A 16,533-nucleotide genomic window follows, 5' to 3' on the forward strand; every position below is an offset into this window, starting at 1 on the left:
CAGGCGCGGCCCACGATCGCCGCGCCTGTCACTCTCTAACCCTTCACGCAGATGAACTGCTTCAGTTTCGCCACGACCTCCACGAGATCGCGCTGCTGCTCCATGACCTGATCGATGTTCTTGTATGCACCCGGTATCTCATCGAGCACGCCAGAGTCCTTACGGCACTCCACTCCCCGCGTCTGGTCCTCCAGATCCCGGACCGTGAAGCGCCGCTTCGCCGCGTTCCGGCTCATACGCCGACCTGCCCCATGCGAAGCGGAGTTGAAGGCCTTCTCGTTTCCGAGCCCCTTCACGATGTACGAGCTGGTGCCCATCGAGCCGGGAATGATGCCGAACTCGCCGGATCCCGCGCGGATCGCACCCTTGCGTGTGACCAGCAGGTCCATGCCCTCGTACCGCTCCTCCGTCACATAATTGTGGTGACACGAGATCTCGGTATCGAACGTCGGCTTGGCCTTCTTGAACTCCCTGCGGATGACGTCCTTCAGCAGCGCCATCATGATCGCGCGGTTGTACTTGGCGTACTCCTGGGCCCAGTACAGGTCGTTCCTGTACGCGGCCATCTGCGGAGTTTCCGATACGAACACTGCCAGGTCACGGTCCACAAGGCCCTGATTGTGCGGGAGCTTCTGAGCAACACCTATGTGGTACTCGGCCAACTCCTTGCCAATGTTCCGGGACCCGGAGTGGAGCATGAGCCAGACCGAATTTGACTGATCGAGACAGACCTCGATCATATGATTTCCGCTTCCCAGCGTTCCCATCTGCTTACCGGCCCGCTCCTCACGGAACTTCACCGCATCGGCGACGCCGTCGAACCGCCCCCAGAAGTCGTCCCACCCGGCCGTACCGAAGCCGTGCAGCCGCCCGGGGTCGACGGGATCGTCGTGCATCCCGCGCCCCACCGGAATCGCCTGCTCGATCTTCGAGCGCAGCCGCGACAGGTCACCCGGCAGGTCGTTGGCCGTCAGCGACGTCTTCACCGCCGACATCCCGCACCCGATGTCCACGCCCACCGCCGCAGGACACACGGCCCCGCGCATCGCGATGACGGACCCGACCGTCGCCCCCTTCCCGTAATGCACGTCCGGCATCACGGCGAGGCCCTTGATCCACGGCAGGGTCGCGACGTTCCGCAGCTGCTGGAGCGCCCCGTCCTCGACCGTCGCCGGGTCGGTCCACATACGGATGGGAACCTTCGCGCCCGGCATCTCCACGTACGACATAACGTCCTCAATCCCCCGGAAAACACATACAAGTCTGAAATCGCAAAACCGGCACCAAGGTCGATGAAAGGGACAACGGACCGGCGCCCACGGCAGTGCGTGCGATACACATTGTCTCCAGTGGGCGCCCCCGTGCGGCAAGCGAATAACCAGCGGGGACACTGAATGACCGGCCACGGACCGACCACAGAGCCACCGTCGAGAGGAGCCTGACCGTGCAGCGGAAGGCCTACGTATCCGGCGTCGCCGCACTCCTCGCGGCGCTGCTGGCAGGCTGCACCGGCAGCTCCGACGACGGCGGTACGACCGACGGCTCCAATCCCGGCGACTCCGGCACGGCGACCGCGGCGGCCGAGCCCGGCCGGTACGACACGCTGCCCGAACCTTGCGGCGTGGTCGGCGAGGACACGCTCGACTCGCTTCTGCCGGGCATCAAGCAGATCACGGACGAGGACCAGCGCGAGAAGGCCTACGAGGGCGCCCCGACCCTCACCTACGACACCGACCGCAAGGTCGGCTGCCGTTGGAAGGTCGAGTCGACCGACGCCACGGACCATCTCTTCGTCGACTTCGAGCGTGTGGTGTCGTACGACACGTCGGTCAGCGACGACAGCGAGGCGGAGCGGCTCTTCGCGGCCCTGCTGGAGGCGGCCGACCTGCCCGAGCCGACGAGCACCGAGTCCGTCAGCGCCGCGACCGGCGAGGGCACCACCTCCGCCGACCCGAGCGGCTCGCCCTCCGCCTCGTCCCCGGCCTCACCGTCGACGTCCGCGTCCTCCTCGCCCTCCGCCTCCACCTCCCCGTCGGGCTCGGCGACCTCCACCGACGGCGCGACCCCCGCCGCGCTCCAGCCCCGTGTGCTCGAAGACCTGGGCGACGAGGCTTTCCTCGACGACAAGCTCAGCAGCTCCGGTTCGACGGCCCAGCAGCGCAAGGTGACTGTGGCGTTCCGCACGTCCAACGTGATCGTGACGATCGAGTACGAGGAGCAGCCGGCCACCGTCGGCGCGGCCCCGGACAGCGAGGAAATGCAGGACAGGGCCCAGAAACTGGCGGCACAACTGGCCGACGAACTGGCCGAGTAGCGCCCCTCGCGCACCCTCGTACGCCCAGGTGCGACGTAACCGAAACGAGACCACACACCTTCTTCACCGCGTACCGTGGCCCCTCGGACCCGATCCGACCGCAGGGACCACGAGTGTCAGTCATGAGTGAAGGAACCATGCAGCGAGTAGCAGAGCGAGAACAGCGTGACGGGCGTAAGCAGCGCGAGCAGCGGGGGAAGGGCCTTCACGGCCTGCAGCGTGCCCTTGTCTGCGCGGCCGTCGTCCCCGCGGTGCTGATCGCCGCGGGCTGTTCCTCGGACTCCGGTTCGGACGACAAGGCCGCCGGGGACACGAAGGCCTCGGCGTCGGCGTCCGAGTCCGCGAGCCCGTCGCCGACAGTGCAGGCGGCGGCGTACAAGGCGATTCCGCAGCCGTGCAAGGCGCTGTCGAAGAAGACGCTGGAGGAGCTCGCCCCCGAGGCCAAGTCCGGCAAGGAGGGCTCGTCGGACGACGCGTCGACGCGTGGCTCCTGCTCCTGGAGCAGCCTCGACAACAACGGCGTGAAGGGCTCGCAGTTCCGCTGGCTCAACGTCTCCATGCTGCGCTTCGAGTCGGACGTCTCGCGCGGTTCGGGCGAGAAGCGGGCGCAGGAGTACTACGAGACGCAGGCCCAGGACGCGAAGTCGGTGTCGGGCGCGAAGAACACCAAGTCGGAGCCGGTCGCCGGGGTGGGCGACGAGGCGACGGCGGTGCGCTACGACCTGAAGAAGAAGGAGGGCTCCTTCCGGCAGGAGACGATCGTGGCCCGGGTCGAGAACGTCGTCGTGACGCTCGATTACAACGGCGCCGGTCTCGCCGGTGAGAAGACCCCGAGCGCGGAGTCCCTGGACAAGCTCGCGCGCAAGGCCGCCAAGGAGGCGGTGGCCGCGGTGACGAAGGCGAACGGCGGCGGCAGCGCGGGCACGCCGAGCAGCGCCCCGTCGAAGTCGGCTTCGAAGTCGCCCTCCGGGAGCGCCTCGAAGGCGTCCGGCTCCCCGTCCAAGTCAGCGCCGAAGAAGAGCTGACCGTCACACCTGCCCCGCCGCTGAGTCACAACACGCAGCTCAGCCACGCCTGTTGTACGAGCCCGGCCCTCTGAAGGGACCGGGCTCGTGCCGTACCGGCAATCCGCACGCCGCACAGATGTGCCACCCTGTTGCGCGCAACAACATGCACTGGGAGGGGAGTACGAGTGGCCGCGCCACTGCAGCTGACTCGGACGCATCGCATTCTCATCGGTGTGGTCGTGTTCGGCGCCGTCATCATCGCCGGCATCGGCTTCGCCGGTTCGTACGCGGCCGTCCGCGAGCTGGCCATCCAAAAGGGCTTCGGGAACTTCAGTTATGTCTTCCCGATAGGCATCGACGCAGGTATCTGCGTCCTGCTCGCCCTTGACCTTCTCCTGACGTGGATCCGCATACCGTTCCCGCTCCTGCGTCAGACGGCGTGGCTGCTGACGGCGGCGACGATCGCCTTCAACGGTGCGGCGGCCTGGCCGGACCCGCTGGGCGTCGGCATGCACGGCGTGATCCCGATCCTGTTCGTGGTCTCGGTGGAGGCGGCCCGCCACGCGATCGGTCGCATAGCGGACATCACGGCCGACAAGCACATGGAGGGCGTCCGCCTCACCCGCTGGCTCCTCTCCCCCCTCCCGACCTTCCTCCTGTGGCGCCGCATGAAGCTGTGGGAGCTGCGCTCCTACGAGCAGGTCATCAAGCTGGAGCAGGAGCGGCTGGTGTACCAGGCCCGTCTGCGCTCCCGCTTCGGCCGGGCGTGGCGGCGGAAGGCACCGGTGGAGTCCTTGATGCCGCTGCGTCTGGCGCGGTACGGGGTTCCGCTGGCGCAGACGGCTCCGGCGGGGCTGGCGGCGGCGGGCATCGAGCCGGCCCTGCTGCCGCCGGCGCCGAAGCAGGCCCTGGACGCCGTTGCCCCGGCCGACGTGGCCGGCATGACGCCCGGCAACGCCACTGGCCCTCGCGCCGCCGCGGCGCCGGTCCCCCGGCAGGCGGCACCCGCGGGCGAGCAGCGGCCCGAGCTGGTCGGCCCCGAGCCGGCCGGCCCGCCTGACGTCGAGCAGCCGGAGTACGTGCAGGACTGGTTCAACACTCCCCGGAACGTCGAGTACCAGGGCGGCTACGACGCCCAGTACGACCCTCAGGGCCACTACGAAGAGTGGTACGAGGAACAGGTCCGGGCCGAGCAGTACCAGGACCAGTACCAGCAGGAACCGCCCGTCCAGGAACCCTCCCCCGAGGACACCGGCACCTTCCCGATCCCCGTGACCGGCAACCGCACCCGCCGGCTCGGCGAGGGCGGCGGCCCTCCGGAGCCCCCGGAGCCGAACGAGGACGACTACTACCAGGTCTTCCGTCAGTCGATCGACGGCAGCTACCCCACGCCCCGCGTCCTGGGCGACAACATCCAGGCGACGTACGGCACCTCGCTGAGCCCCAGCGCTCTGAAGACCCTCACGGAACGCTTCCAGAAGCGCCATTCGGCGGAGCTGGAAGAGGACCACATCGCCTGACCCCCGGCACGGAAGCAAAGAAGAAGGGGCCCTCTGCAGAGGGCCCCTTTTCCCGTACCGCCTACTCCGCGAGCAGGGCCCGCACCCGCTCCTGCCCCACCGCGAGCAGCAGCGTGGGCAGCCGCGGCCCGGTGTCCCGCCCGACCAGCAGGTGGTACAGCAGCGCGAAGAACGACCGCTGGGCGGTCTTGATCTCGGCCGGCAGTTCCTTGGGCGTGGCGTCCGCGGAGAACCCGGCCTGGACCTTGGGCACGCCGTAGACGAGGTGGGTCAGACCGTCCAGCGACCAGTGCGACTCCAGCCCGTCGAGGAGCAGTCGCAGCGACTGCCTGGACGCCTCGTCGAGGGACTTCAGCAGCTCGACGTCGGGCTCGTCGCGCACGATGGTCCGCTGGTCGGCGGGCACCTGTGTGTTGATCCAGGCCTCGGCCTTGTCGTACCGGGGACGCGCATCGTCGAGCGAGCCCAGCGGGTTCTCCGGGTCCAGCTCGGAGAGGATCCGCAGCGCCTGGTCCTGGTGGCCGGCGGTGATGTCGGCGACGGACGCGAGCGTCCGGTACGGCAGCGGGCGCGCCGTACGCGGCAGCTCACCGGCCGCCGTGCGCACGGCACGCGAGTGCGCGGCGACGTCGGCGGGCAGCGCGGACCCGTCCGCCACCTTCCCGTCGAGCTTGTCCCACTCGTCGTAGAGCCGCTGGATCTCCTGGTCGAAGGCGATCTTGAAGGACTGGTTGGGCCTGCGGCGGGCGTACAGCCAGCGCAGCAGCTGCGGCTCCATGATCTTCAGTGCGTCGGACGGCGTGGGCACCCCACCGCGCGAGGAGGACATCTTCGCCATGCCGCTGATGCCGACGAAGGCGTACATGGGCCCGATCGGCTGCTTACCGCCGAAGATCCCGACGATCTGGCCGCCCACCTGGAAGCTCGACCCCGGCGACGAGTGGTCGACGCCGCTCGGCTCGAACACGACACCCTCGTACGCCCACCGCATGGGCCAGTCGACCTTCCAGACCAGCTTGCCGCGGTTGAACTCGTTGAGCCGGACGGTCTCGGAGAACCCGCACTCGTTGCAGGTGTACGTCAGCTCGGTGGTGTCGTCGACGTACGAGGTGACGGTGGTGAGGTCCTTCTCGCAGTTGCCGCAGTAGGGCTTGTACGGGAAGTACCCGGCGGAGCCGGAGCTGCCGTCGTCCTCGCCGGCCGCGCCGGAGCCCTCGGCGGCCTCCAGCTCGGCCTCGTCGAGGGGCTTCTGCGACTTCTTGGCGCCGCCCTTGGGCTTGGTGCGGTACTGCGCGAGCACGGCGTCGATGTCGCCGCGGTGCTTCATGGCGTGCAGGATCTGCTCGCGGTACACCCCGGAGGTGTACTGCGCGGTCTGGCTGATCCCGTCGAACTCCACGCCCAGCTCGGCGAGCGCCTCGACCATCGCCGCCTTGAAGTGCTCGGCCCAGTTCGGGTGGGCCGATCCCTTCGGCGCCGGGACGGAGGTCAGCGGCTTGCCGATGTGCGCGGCCCACGTCTCGTCGACCCCGGCGACACCGGCCGGCACCTTGCGGTAGCGGTCGTAGTCGTCCCAGGAGATCAGATGGCGGACCTGGTGCCCGCGCCGCCGGACCTCGTCGGCGACGAGGTGCGGGGTCATGACCTCGCGCAGGTTGCCGAGGTGGATGGGTCCGGACGGGGAGAGTCCCGATGCGACGACGACCGGTTTGCCCGGGGCCCGACGCTCCGACTCCTCGATGACCTCATCCGCGAAACGGGAGACCCAGTCGGTGGTCTCGGTGCTCTGAGCCACGATCGGCACGTCCTTCTTTCTCCAGGGCAGCCGCACGGTCCACGGCTGGCGCCCTCATTGTCCCAGCAAGGACGGCAACAACGAAAACGCCTTTGCGGGCAGCGTCCCGAAGGGGCGCGGGGCTGTATCGATCTGCGGCTCCGCCGCGTGGGCGCGACAAGCCCCCACCGGCTCGCACCCGCGAAAACCGCTTTACCCCCCATGGGATACTGAGCACGTCTACCAAACCCACGAGGAGAACGGCTCCCACCCCATGGCCTCGGTCACGCCCCTCAGCGCTTCCGTCGAGCAGCAGCTCACGTCCGCCCTCTCGGCCACCCTGCCGGAGGCGACCGACGTCGACCCGCTGCTGCGACGTAGCGAGAGGGCCGACTTCCAGGCGAACGGCATTCTCGCCCTCGCCAAGAAGGCCAAGGCCAACCCCAGAGAGCTGGCCACCCAGGTCGTCGGCAACATCACCACCGGTGACGTGCTCAAGGACGTCGAGGTCTCCGGCCCCGGCTTCCTCAACATCACCGTCGCCGACAGGGCGATCACCGAGAACCTCGCCGCGCGGCACGCGGACGGCGAGCGTCTCGGCGTGCCGCTCAAGGAGAACGCGGGCATCACCGTCGTCGACTACGCCCAGCCGAACGTGGCGAAGGAGATGCACGTCGGTCACCTGCGGTCGGCGGTCATCGGCGACGCTCTGCGCGGCATGCTCGACTTCACCGGCGAGAAGACGATCGGCCGGCACCACATCGGCGACTGGGGCACCCAGTTCGGCATGCTCATCCAGTACCTGTTCGAGCACCCCGGCGAGCTGGCCCCCGCGGCCGACGTCGACGGCGAGCAGGCGATGAGCAACCTGAACCGGGTGTACAAGGCCTCACGCGCGGTCTTCGACTCGGACGAGGAGTTCAAGGAGCGGGCCCGCAAGCGGGTCGTCGCGCTGCAGTCCGGTGACAAGGAGACGCTCGAGCTGTGGCAGCAGTTCGTGGACGAGTCGAAGGTCTACTTCTACTCGGTCTTCGAGAAGCTGGACATGCAGATCCGCGACGAGGAGATCGTCGGCGAGTCCGCGTACAACGACGGCATGCCCGAGACCGCCCGCCTCCTGGAGGAGATGGGTGTCGCGGTGCGCTCCGAGGGCGCGCTCGTGGTGTTCTTCGACGAGATCCGCGGCAAGGACGACCAGCCGGTCCCGCTGATCGTGCAGAAGGCCGACGGCGGTTTCGGCTACGCGGCCTCCGACCTGACCGCGATCCGCAACCGTGTCACCGACCTGCACGCGACGTCGCTGCTCTACGTCGTGGACGTGCGCCAGTCCCTGCACTTCAAGATGGTCTTCGAGACGGCCCGGCGGGCCGGCTGGCTGAGCGACGGCGTCAGCGCGCACAACATGGGCTACGGCACGGTGCTGGGCGCGGACGGCAAGCCGTTCAAGACGCGTGAGGGCGAGACCGTACGCCTCGAGGACCTGCTGGACGAGGCGGTGCAGCGGGCCGCGGAGGTCGTACGGGAGAAGGCGCAGGACCTCACCGAGGACGAGATCCAGGAGCGGGCCGCGCAGGTCGGCATCGGCGCCGTGAAGTACGCGGACCTGTCGACGTCGCCGAACCGGGACTACAAGTTCGACCTGGACCAGATGGTCTCGCTGAACGGCGACACGTCCGTCTACCTCCAGTACGCGTACGCCCGGATCCAGTCGATCCTGCGCAAGGCGGGCGAGACCCAGCCGGCCGCGCACCCGGAGCTGGAACTGCACGCGGCGGAGCGGGCGCTCGGTCTGCACCTGGACGCGTTCGGAGACACGGTCTTCGAGGCGGCCGCGGAGTACGCCCCGCACAAGCTGGCCGCGTACCTGTACCAGCTGGCGTCGCTGTTCACGTCGTTCTACGACAAGTGCCCGGTGATCAAGCCGGAGCCGCCGAAGGACGTGGCGGAGAACCGCTTGCTCCTGTGCGACGTGACGGCCCGGACGCTGCACCAGGGCATGGCCCTGCTGGGCATCCGGACGCCTGAGCGGCTCTGAGCGTCCGACGAACCGCGCGCGGCCCGTCCTCTCCCCCCAAGGAGAGGACGGGCCGCTGTCGTAGTGGTGAACGGCTGTGCGGCTAACGGCTGTTGGCGAAGTTCTTGAACGCGGCCCTGGTCCCCGAGCCCGCGATCCCGTCGATCGCGCCGGTGTAGCCGTAGTGCTGGAGCAGCCGCTGCAGCGCCTTGATGGTGCCCGATCCGACGATGCCGTCGATGGCACCGGTGTAGCCCCAGTACTCCTTGAGGCAGCGCTGGAAGGCCTTCCAGCTGTTGGTGCCGAGTTGCCCGTCGATGGCTCCGGTGTAGCCCCAGTACTGCTTCAGCCAGCCCTGGACCTTCTTGGCCTCGGCGGCCGTCAGGCCGAGGTTGTTCACCGCGAGGACGGAGACCTCGGAGCTCACGGCCGGCTGTGTGTCCGGTGCCGCGAAGCTGGTGCCCGCGGTGGCGAGGCTTCCGGCGGCAAGGCCGATGACGGCACTGACGCTGACGAGGGTCCTCGTCCAGACATTCGGTCGCATGCGTTTCCCTCTCGCTCTGACTCGGGTGGCGGCCCCTGCCGCCGGGCTGGCGAAACGAGAGTGCGGGGCCGGCGGCGAGGCTGGCCACAGTTGCCGCGCAAGTGACGTCACGGCGGGACGTCCCACCCGCTGACCTGCGGAAACTTGACGGGTTGTGACGGCACGGCGGGATGCCCGCGGCATGCGGTTGGCCGATTCGTACCGGTACGCGAACCCGCTCCCGGTGTGGGCCGTGGATGCTGATGCAGAATGCGACGGGGCATGGGGGCCGCTGACCACGGACCGCGTGCCGGACCGTGAACGCGAGTGGGGGAAACATGTCGCGTTGGGCAGCGCTGCCCGCGGAACTCGATCCGCGGGTACGGCAGTTGGTGGTGCGGTTGCGCCGGCTGAAGGACCACAGCGGGCTGAGCCTGCGGCAGCTGGCCGCGAGGACGGGGTACAGCCCGAAGTCATGGGAGCGGTATCTGGGCGGCCGGTCGTTGCCACCGGCGCAGGCAGTCGAGGCGCTGGTCCGGATCGTGGGAGAGGATCCGAGCCGGTGGCTGGCCCTGCGCGAGGTCGCGGCAGAGGCGTGGACGAACAGGCGCGGGAAGGCGCCGGCGGCGGACGCGCGCGTTCGGGAAGCGGTGCTGCCGGAAGCAACGACGACAGCGCCACAGATCCTGACGGCCAGGTCGCAGACCGGCGCCGGGTCCCGGCCCCACGGGGCACCCCCGCCGCCGCGTTCGCTGCGGGTCGCCGTGGTCGCGGGCGCCGTGGCACTGGTGCTGGCCGTCTCGTCGACGGTCCTCCTCGCCGTACGGCTCCCCGGCGGCGCGGGACAGACAGCGGCTCCGCTCGCCGCGTCCGCCGCGTCGGCACCGGCATCGTCCGCACAGTCGGCGCCCGCGTACTCCTGCCGTGTCGAGCGGGTCGGCGGCCGCTGGTACGCGGGCATCAGCCCCACCCGGGGCGCCGTCCTGGCCAACGGCCACGCGGGGCCGGAGGTGGCCGAGGCCCAGTGCCTGCTGCGCCGGGCGGGCATCTCACCGGGCGGCATCGACGGGATCTTCGGTCCGCTGACGGAGGCCGCGGTCAGACGCGCGCAGCAGCGGTCGGGGCTGGTGGTGGACGGCATCATCGGCCCGCACACCTGGAAGGCCCTACGACGATGACGACACCGTCACCGGAACGGACCCGACTGTCTCGCGCGCTGCGGGAGTTGAAGGTCCGCACCGGCCTGAGCCTGGTCGGCCTCGCGGCGAAGACGGCGTTCAGCAAGTCCTCCTGGGACCGCTATCTCAACGGCCGTACCCTGCCCCCGCGCGACGCGGTTCTGGAGCTGTGCCGTCTCGCGGGCGAGCCGGAGCGGCGCTGTCTGGCCCTGTGGGAGATCGCGGAGTCGGAGAGCAGCGGGCGGGCACGGGAGGGCCCGCGGTCTTCGTCCTCGCCCGCGACCCCGTCCTCGCCCGCGACCCCGCCTCCCGCTCCACCTCCGTCTCCTCAACAGGGCACGGGTGCCGGGAGTCCCGCCGACGGCTGTGCCGGCCACCGCAGTGCGACAGCCCTGGTGGCGCTCGCGTCGGTGTGTGCCGCCGTCCTCGGGGGCGTCGCGGCTGTGGTCCTGCTCCTGCCGCACCCGGAGGGGGAGCCGGGGTCGGCCCTGGCCCCGCGGCCGACCGCGGCCGGGCCCCGCTGCCAGGGGGCGGCCTGCGAGGGCAGGAGCCCGATGCACATGAAGTGCGCAGCAGCTCCGGCCGCCCTCGCCCGGCACCGCACCACCACCGGCGCCTGGCTGGAACTGCGCTACAGCGAGGAGTGCGGGACGAGTTGGGCCCGGATGTGGGAGACGCGCGTGGGCGACCGGCTGGAGATGTCGGCGGCCGACCGCGGCTGCGCTGACGTCGATGAGGGTGACGGTGACGTCCGCAGCGCCGAGGTCCAGAACGACATCGACGCGGACGCCTACGTCTACACCCCGATGACCGCGGCTCGGCCCGGGACCGCGGTCCGCGCCTGCTTCCGGCCGGCGGCGGGCGGCGGGAAGGAGTGCTTCGACGGCCGAGTCGCCGGATGAGCTGTCAGTGGATGTGTTGTCAGTGGATGTGTTGTCAGTGGATGTGTTGTCAGTGCCGGCCTCTACAGTCACCGACATGGCGACTCTTCCGAACCCGCTGCCGAAGCTCGCGACCGACCCGACGGGCGCCGCGCTCGGTCTCCGACTCCCGCCCGGGAGGCTCCTCGACGCGACCCACGAGGGCGAATCGCACGAGCCGTTGCTGTGGCTCGCCGACCAGCAGGCGGTGCCGGGCGCCTGGGCCGCTCTGGCACCGGCCCGGCGGACCGGCCTGCTGCCGGTCGTCCTGGACGCGGGCGGCCGCCATGGCGACCCGCGGATGTGGGAGCTGACTCCCGACGCGATGTCGTACCCGGGAGATCACGACGCCGATGAGGTGCTGGCGGACCTCTGGGAGGAGTACGCGGCCGGGGAGACGGAACAGGAGTGGCCCGGCCTGGCCGACACGCCCGCCGTCGCCGGCGCCCTCTCCGCCGACGACCCCGAGGCGGTGGCCACCGACATCGCGGACTCCCTGCTGGACAGCGGCGGCCTGTTGGAGGGTCCCCGCCTCGCCCTCGTTCCGGCCCGTCGCAGCGCGGACGTTCCGGCGGCGATCGGCTGGACGGGCCCGGTGAACCACGAGGGCGACACCGCTCGCCTCTGCGCGGTGCTCCGCTCCTGGGAGGACCGCTTCGGCATACGGGTCGTGGCGCTCGGCTTCGACCACCTCCTCGTCTCCGTCGCGTTTGCGCCGACCACCGCGGCCGAGGCGGAGGCCGTCGCCGCCGAGCACTTCGCGTTCTGCCCGGACAACATCCTGCAGAGCGGCGACAGCACCGTGCGCGCGTACGCCGAGAAGCGGCTTCTCAACCAGCCGGCCTGGCACTTCTGGTGGGACTGACCGCCCCGCTCTCCCCCGTCACTGCGCCAGCACCCGCATCCCGTCCGGCACCTCGATCCCGAACTCCTCGTCCAGCAACCGCCGCGCCTGCTCCTCCCCCGTCACCTCCTGCTCGACGACCGCCCCGTCCGCCCGCGTCCGCGTGAGCATCGGGCCGTTGAGCAGGAGGTGACGTTCGGCGGTGACGCTCTGGACGTAGACGCGCTGGGTGAACGGCGAGCGCGGATTGGTGGCTATGTGCCAGTTGATGACCTCGAAGTCGGGCTTCTCGAACGGCTCCAGAGTGAACGCGTACTGATCCGCCCAGTCGCCCTTCACACGGTCGTGGGCCTGGAGCACCCACAGCTCCAGCGGCCCGTGGTGGGGCGCGTGGACGAGCCGGTGCCGGCGTTCCGCGTCCCGGAACTCGACACCGGCCGTCAGCGGGACCGGCTCCAGCAGCGCGCCGATCGCGCCGAAGCCGACGTCCGCGAGATACGGCCGCGGGTCGCCGGGCTCCTCGACGAGCAGCGCCATATGGGTGCGCGGGCGGCTCTCGACGCGGTCCGCTCCCACGACGACGCGCGCGGCCAGCCGGGTCACTCCGAAGCCCAGCGCCTCCAGCGCGCACGCGAGCAGCGTGTTGTGCTCGTAGCAGTAGCCGCCGCGCCGGCTGTGGACCAGCTTGGCCATCAGGTCGGCCGGGTCGAGGGAGGGCGCCGTACGCCGCAGGGCGTCCAGGTTCTCGAAGGGGATGCCCCTCATGTGCGCCAGGTGCACACCCCGTAGCGTCGCCGCGTCGGCCCGCCGCTCGCCCTCCCAGCCGATCCGCCGGAGGTACGCGTCGAGGTCGAACCCCGCCGCCTGAACCGTCTGCGCTGTGTCGGCCATGCCCTAAGCCTGACGCAAACCCTCCGCGAGCCGCCTCAGCCCCTCCCCGATCTCCTCGGGCGTCTGCGTCACGAAGCACAGCCGCAAGGTCGACCGGTCGGGCTCACCGGCGTAGAAGGGCGCGCCCGGCACGTACGCCACGTCCTGCCGCACCACCTTCGGCAGCAGAGCCGTCGTGTCGTACGAGTCCGGCAGACGGGCCCACAGGAACATGCCGCCCTCGGGACGGGCCCAGGTCGAGCCCTCCGGAAGGGCCCCGGGCAGGCCGGCGACCATGGCGTCGCGGCGTTCGCGGTAGACGTCCCTGACGCGGGCGACATGGGCGTCGAGGCCGGTCAGACAGCGGGCGGCGGCGAGCTGGTTCAGGGTCGGCGTGTGCAGGTCGGCCGCCTGCTTGGCGACCACGCAGGCCCGGCGCAGGGCGGCCGGGGCGCGCAGCCAGCCCAGCCGCAGTCCCGGCGCCATCACCTTGGAGAAGGAACCGAGCAGCACCGTGCGGTCCTCGGCCCCGGGACAGGACGCGATCCAGGGCACGCGCTCGCCCTCGTAGCGGAGTTCGCCGTACGGGTCGTCCTCGACGATCCACACCCCGCTCCGGGCGGCGACCTCGGCGACGGCCGCCCTGCGCTCTGCGGGCAGGGTCCGGCCGGTCGGGTTCTGGAAGGTGGGCACGGTGTAGAAGAGCTTCGGCCGCTCCCGCACGACGAGCTCCTCCAGCGCCTGCGCGTCCACCCCGTCCGCGTCCCCCGGCACGGCCACGACCCGCGCTCCCGCGAGACCGAAGGCCTGAAGTGCCGCCAGATAACAGGGGTCTTCGACCAGCACCGTGTCGCCGGGATCCAGCAGCGCGGTGGCCAGGAGCGACAGACCCTGCTGGGAGCCGGTGGTGATGAGGAGGTCGTCGGCGTCCGTCGCGAGGCCCCGGTCCGACATGCGCGCGGCGAGCCCGCTGCGCAGGCTCGGCTCCCCCTCCGTCGTGGAGTACTGCAACGCCCGCTCCGGCGTCTCGGCGAGCACATCTCGGAAGGCGGCCGCGATGCCCTCCCGGTCGAACAACTCCGGCGCCGGCAGCCCGCCCGCGAAGTTGATGACCTCGGGCCGGGCGGTGACGGCGAGAATGTCCCGCACGGGCGAGCCACCGACCGACCCGGCCCGCGCCGCGAGCGGCGGCACGGCGGCCGGGGCGTGCTGGGGCGCGGGAGGCGCGGGCTCGGTGACGGTCATGACACGGCTCCTTCGGCTCGACGACGAGCGCGACGGCTCGTGCCGGGCAGCCTAGAGAACTAGGTGTCGCCTACAGGCAGCTTTTCGGTATGCGGACGCCGCCACCGCACGGCGGGGCGTTTCACCGCTCCGGACGTCCCACACCGAGCCGTTGGGACATGACGTCCCGGCAGGTCAACCCGCATTCCGCCGCTCTGGCGTCCCGAAATCGCGGCGAACGCTGGCGGCCGGGAGGGATGATCACGCAGGCTGGGGTCCGACCCCGCCCCCAGCCAAGGAGAGGGCCCCCCGCATGTCCGCGTCCGCACCCCCCGCCCGTCGCCCGCGCGCCCGGCTCCTCGTCGCCATGCTGGTGACGATCGCCGCGCTCACGCTGACCGCGTGCGAGGACGGCGAGGGACTGCGCGACGAGGGGCCGGCCGCCCTCCATGACCCGGGGACGGCGAAAGGCCACCCGGACAACGTCCGGGCGGCCTCCAGGCCTTGAGGCCCACATCACCGGCTCACGGCATCACGCGTGCGCCGGGACCTCCTTGGGGCTCGGGCCGAACTTGTTCGCGCCCGGCTGGGTGTCCGAGCACAGGAAGACCAGCATGACGATGAAGCCGACGAGCGGGACGATCCCGATGAGGATCCACCAGCCCGAGCGGTCGGTGTCGTGCAGTCGGCGCACGGTGACGGCCAGGGTGGGCAGCAGGAGCGCGACCACGAAGATGCCCACGAGGGCCGGGAAGTCGATCGCGTAGCCCACGGCCATCAGCACGATCTCGAAGATCAGGTAGAACAGGGTGAACATCCAGTATTCCTTGCGGCGCGCGCGGCCGCTGAACACTGCGTACTTCTTGAGCACCTCGATGAACCAGCTCACTGCATCCCCCCAGGGATCGACATATGACAGACCCTCCGGAACGGATCAGGCCAGGCGCAGAAGCTACGAACACTGTCGGGTACTCGTCAATTCGGTTGTCTGCGCAGCTCATTACGCCGAACCCCGGCCAATTTCCTGACGTTGCCCGCTTTGAGACCGCCGAATACAGGACAGATCCTTCGAAGATCACCGAGTATCCCCGCGCGGGTCCCGCGGGGATCCGGCGCCGCAACCGGAACTTCCCCGAGCCGAGTTCTGGTCGTGGCCGAAATGAATGCGTTCCGATGCCGGACCGATCCGGAACCGTTGCCGTGTGGTCGGCTGATTCGTCGGCTGTTGCGTCAGCGAAGTGCCCGTGCCGCCTCGACGGCCCAGTAGGTCAGAATGTTGCGCGCGCCCGCCCGCTTGATGCCGGTCAGCGCCTCGAGGATGGCCCGGTCCCGGTCGATCCAGCCCTTCTCGGCGGCGGCCTCGATCATCGAGTACTCGCCGGAGATCTGGTAGGCGGCGACCGGCACGTCCACCGCGTCGGCGACCCGCGCCAGGATGTCGAGGTACGGGCCGGCCGGCTTGACCATCACCATGTCGGCGCCCTCCTGAAGGTCGAGGGCGAGCTCCCGCAGCGACTCCCGCGCGTTCGCCGGGTCCTGCTGATACGTCTTCCGGTCACCCTGCAGCGACGAGGCGACGGCCTCCCGGAAGGGGCCGTAGAAGGCGGAGGCGTATTTGGCGGTGTAGGCGAGGACGGCGACGTCCTCCCGCCCGATCTGGTCCAGCGCATCGCGGATGACGCCGATCTGCCCGTCCATCATCCCGCTGGGCCCGACCACGTGTGCCCCGGCGTCGGCCTGCACCTGCGCCATCTCGGCGTACCGCTCCAGGGTCGCGTCGTTGTCGACACGCCCGTCCGCGTCCAGTACCCCGCAGTGCCCGTGATCGGTGGTCTCGTCGAGACACAGATCGGACATGACGAGCAGCTCGTCCCCCACCTCAGCCCGCACGTCGCGGATGGCGACCTGGAGAATCCCGTCAGGATCGGTCCCAGGGGTTCCGAGGGCGTCCTTCTTCTCGTCCTCGGGCACACCGAAGAGCATGATCCCGGAGACGCCGGCCTCCACCGCCTCGTTGGCGGCCTTCTTCAAGCTGTCCCGCGTGTGCTGGACGACCCCAGGCATGGCCGCGATCGGCACCGGCTCACTGACGCCCTCGCGCACGAAGGCCGGGAGGATGAAGTCGGCGGGGTGCAGCCTGGTCTCGGCGACCATCCGCCGCATGACGGGGGTGGTCCGCAGACGCCGCGGTCGCGTACCGGGAAAGGATCCGTACGTCGTCATGCCACCTACGCTACGCCCGCGACACGGACGCCTTTGCCGACGAGGCGTCGGGACGGACACACGGCCCCGGCGGCCCGCATGCGAACCCCCACCCACCGGGTCCATCCTGAAATAGAGACTTC

The 16,533-nt window shown here is 70.2% G+C and carries 15 protein-coding genes; 8 read left to right on the top strand and 7 right to left on the bottom strand.

The annotated features are described in order from the left end of the window. Positions 1-35 precede the first annotated feature (35 nt). Positions 36-1,229 (bottom strand): RtcB family protein, encoded by a 1,194-nt coding sequence (locus ACFY5C_RS29830; RefSeq protein WP_389449668.1) that lies wholly within the window; start codon positions 1,227-1,229, stop codon positions 36-38. 215 nt (positions 1,230-1,444) lie between these two features. On the opposite strand from ACFY5C_RS29830, the gene ACFY5C_RS29835 reads away from it, so the two are divergent. The 3 genes from ACFY5C_RS29835 (at position 1,445) to ACFY5C_RS29845 (ending at position 4,841) form a co-directional block, all read left to right on the top strand. Then, positions 1,445-2,314 carry a DUF3558 domain-containing protein gene (locus ACFY5C_RS29835; RefSeq protein ID WP_389449670.1) on the top strand — a complete coding sequence of 290 codons (870 nt, stop codon included), beginning with the start codon at positions 1,445-1,447 and terminating at the stop codon, positions 2,312-2,314. A 137-nt stretch (positions 2,315-2,451) separates the two neighbouring features. Next, positions 2,452-3,339, top strand: a complete 888-nt coding sequence (locus tag ACFY5C_RS29840; protein WP_389449673.1) for a DUF3558 family protein — start codon at positions 2,452-2,454, stop codon at positions 3,337-3,339. Between the two features lie 167 nt (positions 3,340-3,506). Beyond that, positions 3,507-4,841, top strand: coding sequence for a DUF2637 domain-containing protein (locus ACFY5C_RS29845; RefSeq protein WP_389449676.1), 1,335 nt, complete (start codon positions 3,507-3,509; stop codon positions 4,839-4,841). Between the two features lie 61 nt (positions 4,842-4,902). On the opposite strand, the gene lysS is transcribed toward ACFY5C_RS29845, so the two are convergent. Further along, the gene (lysS, locus tag ACFY5C_RS29850) at positions 4,903-6,645 is read right to left on the bottom strand and encodes a lysine--tRNA ligase (RefSeq protein WP_389449679.1); all 1,743 of its coding nucleotides are present in this window, start codon (positions 6,643-6,645) and stop codon (positions 4,903-4,905) included. 244 nt (positions 6,646-6,889) lie between these two features. On the opposite strand from lysS, the gene argS reads away from it, so the two are divergent. Further along, positions 6,890-8,650, top strand: coding sequence for an arginine--tRNA ligase (gene argS / locus ACFY5C_RS29855; protein WP_389449681.1), 1,761 nt, complete (start codon positions 6,890-6,892; stop codon positions 8,648-8,650). A gap of 82 nt (positions 8,651-8,732) precedes the next feature. On the opposite strand, the gene ACFY5C_RS29860 is transcribed toward argS, so the two are convergent. Continuing rightward, positions 8,733-9,173, bottom strand: a complete 441-nt coding sequence (locus ACFY5C_RS29860; protein WP_383610391.1) for a peptidoglycan-binding protein — start codon at positions 9,171-9,173, stop codon at positions 8,733-8,735. Positions 9,174-9,490: 317 nt separating this feature from the next. Here ACFY5C_RS29860 and ACFY5C_RS29865 point away from each other — a divergent pair, with 317 nt between their 5' ends. The 3 genes from ACFY5C_RS29865 to ACFY5C_RS29875 all read left to right on the top strand — a co-directional run bounded on the left by ACFY5C_RS29865 (position 9,491) and on the right by ACFY5C_RS29875 (position 12,115). After that, positions 9,491-10,330 carry a peptidoglycan-binding protein gene (locus tag ACFY5C_RS29865; protein WP_389449684.1) on the top strand — a complete coding sequence of 280 codons (840 nt, stop codon included), beginning with the start codon at positions 9,491-9,493 and terminating at the stop codon, positions 10,328-10,330. Then, positions 10,327-11,232, top strand: coding sequence for a DUF2690 domain-containing protein (locus ACFY5C_RS29870; RefSeq protein ID WP_389449687.1), 906 nt, complete (start codon positions 10,327-10,329; stop codon positions 11,230-11,232). The genes ACFY5C_RS29865 and ACFY5C_RS29870 overlap by 4 nt, the downstream gene beginning before the upstream one ends. Before the next feature lie 76 nt (positions 11,233-11,308). Then, complete coding sequence (locus ACFY5C_RS29875) at positions 11,309-12,115, top strand: DUF4253 domain-containing protein (protein ID WP_389449689.1); 807 nt, start codon at positions 11,309-11,311, stop codon at positions 12,113-12,115. 18 nt (positions 12,116-12,133) lie between these two features. Here ACFY5C_RS29875 and ACFY5C_RS29880 read toward each other — a convergent pair whose 3' ends face one another. Beyond that, positions 12,134-12,985, bottom strand: coding sequence for an arylamine N-acetyltransferase (locus ACFY5C_RS29880; RefSeq protein WP_389449692.1), 852 nt, complete (start codon positions 12,983-12,985; stop codon positions 12,134-12,136). A 3-nt stretch (positions 12,986-12,988) separates the two neighbouring features. Further along, on the bottom strand, positions 12,989-14,209 hold the full coding sequence (locus ACFY5C_RS29885) for a PLP-dependent aminotransferase family protein (protein ID WP_389449695.1): 1,221 nt from the start codon (positions 14,207-14,209) through the stop codon (positions 12,989-12,991). 292 nt (positions 14,210-14,501) lie between these two features. Here ACFY5C_RS29885 and ACFY5C_RS29890 point away from each other — a divergent pair, with 292 nt between their 5' ends. Then, the gene (locus tag ACFY5C_RS29890; protein WP_389449698.1) at positions 14,502-14,696 is read left to right on the top strand and encodes a hypothetical protein; all 195 of its coding nucleotides are present in this window, start codon (positions 14,502-14,504) and stop codon (positions 14,694-14,696) included. A gap of 24 nt (positions 14,697-14,720) precedes the next feature. Here ACFY5C_RS29890 and ACFY5C_RS29895 read toward each other — a convergent pair whose 3' ends face one another. Next, positions 14,721-15,077, bottom strand: a complete 357-nt coding sequence (locus tag ACFY5C_RS29895; protein WP_389449700.1) for a DUF805 domain-containing protein — start codon at positions 15,075-15,077, stop codon at positions 14,721-14,723. 341 nt (positions 15,078-15,418) lie between these two features. Continuing rightward, positions 15,419-16,411, bottom strand: coding sequence for a porphobilinogen synthase (gene hemB / locus ACFY5C_RS29900; protein ID WP_389449702.1), 993 nt, complete (start codon positions 16,409-16,411; stop codon positions 15,419-15,421). Positions 16,412-16,533 lie beyond the last annotated feature (122 nt).

This window comes from Streptomyces sp. NPDC012935, from assembly GCF_042900345.1.
Lineage (GTDB): Bacteria > Actinomycetota > Actinomycetes > Streptomycetales > Streptomycetaceae > Streptomyces.